General features: G+C 70.3%; 7 protein-coding genes and 1 pseudogene. 6 read left to right on the top strand and 2 right to left on the bottom strand.

Annotated elements, in window-relative coordinates:
• Window positions 1–333, bottom strand: a pseudogene (locus tag G6027_RS18660) (hypothetical protein); the annotation flags it as partial.
• A 175-nt stretch (window positions 334–508) separates the two neighbouring features.
• Between G6027_RS18660 and G6027_RS06030 the strand changes: the two are divergent.
• The 5 genes from G6027_RS06030 to mshC all read left to right on the top strand — a co-directional run bounded on the left by G6027_RS06030 (window position 509) and on the right by mshC (window position 4,808).
• Window positions 509–1,354 (top strand): undecaprenyl-diphosphate phosphatase, encoded by an 846-nt coding sequence (locus G6027_RS06030; protein WP_241726866.1) that lies wholly within the window; start codon window positions 509–511, stop codon window positions 1,352–1,354.
• Between the two features lie 40 nt (window positions 1,355–1,394).
• Window positions 1,395–2,102: a histidine phosphatase family protein gene (locus G6027_RS06025; protein ID WP_182636325.1), complete on the top strand. Its 708-nt coding sequence runs from the start codon at window positions 1,395–1,397 to the stop codon at window positions 2,100–2,102.
• A 61-nt stretch (window positions 2,103–2,163) separates the two neighbouring features.
• Complete coding sequence (locus G6027_RS06020) at window positions 2,164–2,751, top strand: DUF3090 domain-containing protein (RefSeq protein WP_182636322.1); 588 nt, start codon at window positions 2,164–2,166, stop codon at window positions 2,749–2,751.
• Entirely contained in the window at window positions 2,748–3,530 is a 783-nt protein-coding gene (locus tag G6027_RS06015) for an SCO1664 family protein (protein ID WP_182636320.1), read from the top strand. Before G6027_RS06020 ends, G6027_RS06015 begins: the two co-directional genes overlap by 4 nt.
• A gap of 27 nt (window positions 3,531–3,557) precedes the next feature.
• A complete protein-coding gene (gene mshC, locus G6027_RS06010; protein ID WP_182636318.1) occupies window positions 3,558–4,808 on the top strand; it encodes a cysteine--1-D-myo-inosityl 2-amino-2-deoxy-alpha-D-glucopyranoside ligase in 1,251 nt (416 codons plus the stop codon).
• 91 nt (window positions 4,809–4,899) lie between these two features.
• Here mshC and G6027_RS06005 read toward each other — a convergent pair whose 3' ends face one another.
• Window positions 4,900–5,826: a PAC2 family protein gene (locus tag G6027_RS06005; RefSeq protein ID WP_182636316.1), complete on the bottom strand. Its 927-nt coding sequence runs from the start codon at window positions 5,824–5,826 to the stop codon at window positions 4,900–4,902.
• Between the two features lie 49 nt (window positions 5,827–5,875).
• On the opposite strand from G6027_RS06005, the gene G6027_RS18655 reads away from it, so the two are divergent.
• On the top strand, window positions 5,876–6,809 hold a 934-nt coding region (locus G6027_RS18655; RefSeq protein ID WP_241726860.1), incomplete at its 3' end, for a homocysteine S-methyltransferase family protein.

Raw genomic sequence — 6,809 nt, 5'->3', positions numbered from 1 at the left:
GGCGGTACCCGCATCTGCGGGGAGCTCGACGGTGGACTCCGGGATCCATCGGGTCCCGTCCACCCGGGCGATCTCGAGAGTCGGCGGGCCGTCGACCTGCGCCACCACCGTGTCGCCCACGGCGATGAGGGATGACACGGACCCCGGGGCCGGGACGATCTCACCGCCCTCGGGATCGGAGACCTGAGGCGACGCGGCGGGGCGGGCGTTGCCCTGCTCGATCCCGGTGTAGTCCTCCAGTTGGCTGGTGGTCGACGCGCAACCGGCGAGCCCGACGGCGAGGGAGAGCAGAGCGGCGGTCACAGCGGAGCGGCGGTGGACACGAAGGGGCACGGTGATCCTTTCGACTTCTCCACAGTGTCCCCCACGCGGGTCCTCGGCCGCCGTCCAGGTCCGGACGACTACCCTCACGGCGGTGCGGTGAGACACCCGCGCCCGCGCCGACGTTCCCCGACAGAAAGCAGCGCCCGTGAACCCGACGGTCCTGGCCGCCCCCGCTGCGGACGGCATGTCCTGGCTCCAGGTGATCGTGCTCTCCGTGATCCAGGGGATCACGGAGTTCCTGCCCGTCTCGTCCTCCGGGCACCTTCGCATCTTCTCCACGTGGTTGTTCGGTGCGGACGCGGGTGCCTCGTTCACGGCGGTCATCCAGCTCGGTACGGAGGCCGCCGTGCTGGTGTTCTTCTTCAAGGACATCGTGCGAATCCTCGTCGCCTGGTTCCGGGGCGTGTTCAACGCCCGACACCGCGACGACCCGGACTACCGGCTCGGGTGGTACGTGATCGTCGGATCGATCCCCATCGCCGTGATCGGCTTCTTCGGCAAGGACCTCATCCGCGACGCCGCCCGGAACCTGTGGATCACGGCGATCGTCCTCATCGCGTTCTCGTTCGTGTTCCTCATCGCGGAGAAGCTCGGTAAGCAGGACCGTCCGGTCGACGGCCAGTCGCTCAAGGGCTTGACGATGAAGGACGCGGTGGTCATGGGACTGGCCCAGTGCCTGGCTCTGATCCCCGGTGTCAGCCGTTCGGGCGGCACCATCTCCGCCGGCCTGTTCCTCAACATGTCCCGCGAGGCCGCCGCACGGTTCTCCTTCCTGTTGGCCATCCCGGCGGTCCTGGCCTCCGGGTTGTTCAGCCTCCCCGACGCGTTCGAACCGTCCGTGGGGCAGTCCGCCACCGGGATCCAGCTGATCGTGGGATCGGTGATCGCGTTCGTGCTGGGCTACGCCGCCATCGCCTGGCTCCTGCGCTTCGTGCAGAACCACTCGCTGGCCTGGTTCGCCGGGTATCGCATCATCCTGGGCCTGGCCGTGATCGCTCTGCTGTCCACGGGCGCGATCCCCGCGACCTGACCGCGCCACCGAAGTGGCGCGACGTCGGTAACCTGCCGTTATGACCGTCATCCTCCTCCGCCACGGCCGCTCGACTGCCAACACCGCACTCACACTGGCCGGCCGCACGTCCGGGGTCGCGCTCGACGAGACGGGCCGGGCGCAGGCACGGGACCTCTGCCGACGACTCGCCGGCCTGCCGGTCGAGGCGGTCGTCCGGTCGCCGCTCTTGCGCTGCAGGGAGACGGTCGAACCGTTGGCCTCCGCGTTCGGGGTGGAGCCGGTGGTCGACGAGGGCCTGGTCGAGGTGGACTACGGGACCTGGACCGGACGGACCCTGACCGAGCTCGCGTCGGAACACATGTGGTCGGTGGTGCAGCAGCACCCCTCCTCGGCCGTCTTCCCCGGGGGCGAGTCCCTCGCGGAGATGGCGACCCGCGCCGTCTCGGCGGTCCGGGTGCACGACCGGCGCCTGGCCGAGGACGCGGGCCGCGACGTGCTGTGGGTGGCGTGCAGCCACGGGGACGTGATCAAGTCGGTGATCGCCGACGCGTACGGGATGCACCTCGACCATTTCCAGCGCATCGTGGTGGAACCGGGATCGGTGTCGGTGGTCCGCTACACCCCCCACCGACCGTTCGTCCTCCGGGTCAACGACACCGGCGGAGACCTGGCCAGCCTCAGGGGGGAACCCGCCGGCCACGTGGGCAAGGCCACAGCCGGGGACGCCAGCTCGGACGCGGTGCCCGGCGGGAACGTACCCTTGTGAACCGCACCTCCACCCAGGACCACCCGGCACGACACGGCAGCACACGAGGGAGACGACCGGCATGAGCAGGGAAGTCCACGAGTTCCGCGACCCGGCCCGGTTCGTGGTGGGCACGGTCGGCCAACCCGGCGAGCGCGTGTTCTTCGTCCAGGCCACGGGCGGCGGACGAACAGTCTCCGTCCGATGTGAAAAGCAGCAGGCCCAGATCCTCTCGGAGCGCATGGGAGATCTCCTCGACGAGATCGCCTCGAAGTCCGACGTCCCCGTCCCCCCGGCCGCCGGCGTCGTGGACGACCTGGCGCCGCTGGAGATGCCCGTCGACGCGGAGTTCCAGGTGGGCACGATGGGCCTGGGGTGGGACGGCGAGAAGAGCCAGATCGTCGTGGAGCTGCTGGCGGCGGACCCCACCGCCACCGACGAGTCGGTCGTCCTCTCGGATGCGGAGGACGCCCCCGACGCGCTCCGCGTGTTCCTGACCCCGCAACGTGCACGACAGTTCGTCCTGCGCAGCGAGAAGGTCGTCTCCGCCGGACGTGCTCCGTGCCCGCTGTGTGGCGAGCCGATAGACACCACGGGGCACCTGTGCATCCGCCTCAACGGGTACCTCCCGCGCTCCGGTGACGCGCTCGCCGACCTCGTCGACCCGTGACCGCCAGCCCGCCGGGCCCCGAACTCACCGTTCTGCACCGGATTCCCTCGGGAAGCAACGCGGTGTACCGCTGTGTCGACGCCGAGGGCGGGCACTGGGTGTACAAACCGTCGGCGGGGGAGCGGCCGCTCATGGACTTCCCCGACGGCAGCCTGGCGGCCCGGGAGATCGCGGCGTACGCGGTGTCCGTCGCGCTGGGGTGGGATCTGGTGCCGGAGACGGTGGGCGCACACGGCCCCGGGGGACCGGGGATGGCGCAACGATGGGTCGACGAGGTCGATCGCAGCGAGGCGCCCGGCCACGACCCGGTGGACGTCCACCCGGTGGATGCCCTTCCTCCCGGCCGGGTGGCGGTGCTCCGCGGCGAGGGGCCCCGCGGCGAGGACGTGGTGGTGGCGCACGCCCTGGACGACCGTCTCCGTCGGATCGCGTTGTTCGACCACGTCGTGAACAACGCCGACCGCAAGGGCGGACACGTCCTCGTCGACACCTCCGGCGCGATCTGGGCGATCGATCACGGCCTGTCGTTCCACACCGAGTCGAAGCTGCGCACCGTCCTGTGGGGGTGGGCCGGTCAGCCGCTGCCCCCGGGGGATCTCGAGGGACTGGAGAGGGTGCGCGGCGGGTTGTCCGAGGACGCCCTCCTGGCGCGAACCCTGCGTGACCTGCTCTCACCCGCCGAGGTACGTGCACTGGGCGCTCGGGTCACCGCACTGGTCGACGGCGAGGTGTTCCCGGTCCCGGGGGCGGGCTACCCGTTACCCTGGCCGCTCTTCTGAACCCGCCCGGTATCTAGACTCGCCCGCATGCACTCGTGGCCCCCGCCTGTCGTCCCCGCCGTCCCCGGCGACGGTGCCCCCCTGAAATTGTTCGACACGGCGAGCGGTGAGATCCGGGAGGTGTCCGCCGGGCCCGTCGCCGGGATGTACGTCTGCGGCATCACCCCCTATGACACGACCCACCTCGGCCACGCGGCGACGTACCTGACCTTCGATCTGGTGTACCGGCTCCTGCTGGACGCAGGGCACGAGGTCCACTACGTCCAGAACACCACGGACGTCGACGACCCACTGTTCGAACGGGCGGAGCGTGACGGCGTGGACTGGAGGGAACTCGGGGATCGCGAGACCGACCTGTTCCGCTCCGACATGCACGCGCTCCGCGTGCTTCCCCCCCGCGACTACGTGGCCGCCACCGAGACCATCGACGAGGTCGTGGAGATGGTCACCGAACTCATCGACCGGGGCCACGCGTACAGGATCGATCCCGGGGTCGACGGGTACCCCGATGTCTACTACCGACATCGGGCCGCCCCGGCGTTCGGGTACGAGTCGGGGTACGACGCCCAGGAGATGGCCGACGCGTTCGCCGAGCGCGGCGGGGACCCGGACCGGCCCGGCAAGGAGCACCCGCTGGACGCACTGCTGTGGCGGGTGCAGCGACCGGGGGAGCCGTCCTGGCCCTCGCCCTGGGGAGCGGGCAGGCCTGGGTGGCACATCGAGTGTTCGGCGATCGCACGGAACAGACTGGGAATGGAGTTCGACATCCAGGGTGGCGGCAGCGACCTCGCCTTCCCACACCACGAGTTCTCCGCCGCCCACGCGGAGGCCGCGACCGGTCGTTCCCCGTTCGCCCGCTTCTACGTGCACGCGGCGATGATCGGCCTCGACGGGGTCAAGATGAGCAAGTCGTTGGGAAATCTCGTCCGCGTCAAGACACTCCGCGAGCAGGGGGTGGACCCGACCGTCATCCGACTGGCGCTGGCCGCGGGGCACTACCGGACGGACCGCTCCTGGTCGGAGGACCTGCTCGCCGAGGCCCGCGCCCGGTGCGAGACGTGGTTCCGTGCGATCTCCCGTGGGCCGGGCGCCGACTCCGTCGCGACCATCGTCGCCGTGCGGGAACGACTCGCGGATGACCTCGACACCCCGGGCGCTCTGGCCGTGGTCGACAGGTGGGCCGAGGCGACCCTGGCCGGGGACGAGTCCGACCCGTCCGCCGGATCGTCCATCGCGACCGCCCTCGACGCCCTGCTCGGACTCGCCCCCGCATCCTGACTGTGGTCCCGTGACCGCTGGTCCGCACTACCGGCGCCGGACCAACCGGGCCCGGGATCACCCTGGTGGGGATCAGCGCACGGGCGACGGTCTAACCGGCGTCGGGCTCGTCCCGCTCTCCTCGTAGAAAGCGCTCGAACTCGGCGGCGATCGATTCGCCGTCGACCAGCGGCATCGTCTCCCCGTCAGCGGCCCGACCGCGGTCGGGTTCGGGATCGACCCCCGCACCGACCCCGTTCTCCTCGTCCATCCGGTCCTCCAGGGACTGGATGTAGTCGCGCAGGTCCTCGTCCTCGCCGGCCGCGGCGTCGACCTTCGCGACCCACGTGCGGGACTGCACGCGCAGTGCGTCCATCGGGACGGCGACCCCCAGGTTCTCCGCCAGCCAGGACAGCACCGCCTCGGTGCCGCGCGGATTGGGTGGTGCGGCCACGTAGTGGGGGACACCCGCCCACAGACTCACCGTCGGGACGCCGGCCTCGGTGAGGAGTTGCTGGAGGACCCCGGTCATGCCGGTGGGCCCCTCATAGTCGGAGGCCCGGACCCCCATGCCGGCCATCCGCTGGCGATTGAACGCCGTCCCGGTGAGGGGGACGGGGCGGGTGTGGGGCACATCGGCGAGGTAGGCACCCAGCAGCACCACCTCGGTGACACCCAGGGTGTCGACGAGATCCACGAATTCGGAGGCGAAGCGGCGCCACTTCAGACCGGGTTCGGGCCCTCGGACCAGCAGGACATCGTGGTCGAACCCGTCCGGTCGGCACACGGACACGAGGATCTGTGGCCACTCGACCGACCGCGACACCCCGCCGGAGTGTCGGACAGTCGGTCGCTGGTCGAGGTAGTCGAAGAACTCGTCGCCACCGATCTCCGCGATCTGCCGCGCCTCCCAGGTCAGGGCGAGATGTTCGACGGTCCCGGTGGCCACGTCCGCGGCGTCGTTCCAGCCCTCGAAGGCCACGATCATCACTGGGCTCTCGAGATCGAGGTGCCCGTCGGGTGTCCATTCGACAGTCATCAGTACAGCCTACGGACGGCGACTTCCGGGGCACCCATACACTGGGGCCATGTCTGTCGATTTCGATTCGCCCTTGTTGGACGCCGCCCGTCGGCGAGTACTGATCAGCGATGGGGCGATGGGCACGATGTTGCAGGCGGTGGACCTGGACGTCGATGTCGACTTCCTCGGCCTGGAGGGGTGCAACGAGATCCTCAACGCCACCCGACCGGACGTCGTGGCGGACATCCATCGCGCGTTCTTCACCGCCGGTGCGGACCTGGTGGAGACCAACACCTTCGGGTGCAACCTGTCCAACCTCGGGGACTACGACATCGTCGACCGCATCGGTGAGTTGGCCGAGAAGGGTGCGGCGATCGCCCGGCAGGTCGCCGACGAGATGGGCCCCTCCGAGGACGGCACCCCGCGGATGGTGCTCGGCTCCCTCGGCCCGGGGACCAAGTTGCCCTCGCTCGGGCAGTCCACGTTCGAGGAGATGAGGGAGGCCTACGCCCGCGCGGCGGAGGGCCTGGCCCGGGGCGGGGCCGACGCGTACCTGGTGGAGACCAGCCAGGACCTGCTGCAGGTCAAGGCCGCGGTGCTGGGCTGCCAGGACGGGATGGCGGCCGCCGGGCGCCGGTTGCCCATCATCACGCATGTGACCATCGAGACCACCGGGACCATGCTCCTGGGGTCCGACATCGGGGCCGCGCTGACCGCGCTCGAACCGCTCGGCGTCGACATGATCGGTCTCAACTGCGCCACCGGGCCCGCCGAGATGATCGAGCACCTGCGCTACCTCACCCAGCACGCGGGCATCCCGGTGTCGGTCATGCCCAACGCGGGACTGCCCGAGCTGGGCGAGCACGGAGCCGTGTACCCACTCGGCGCCGAGGCGTTCGGCCCGCAGGTCGCCGACTTCGTCTCCGAGTTCGGGCTGTCGATGGTCGGTGGCTGCTGCGGCACCACCCCCGAGCACATCACCCGGCTGCGGGACGAGGTGA

Source organism: Dietzia sp. SLG310A2-38A2 (genome assembly GCF_014145095.1).
GTDB lineage: Bacteria > Actinomycetota > Actinomycetes > Mycobacteriales > Mycobacteriaceae > Dietzia.
Note: the sequence above shows the minus strand (reverse complement) of the source record. Positions and strands in the feature narration are given on the sequence as shown.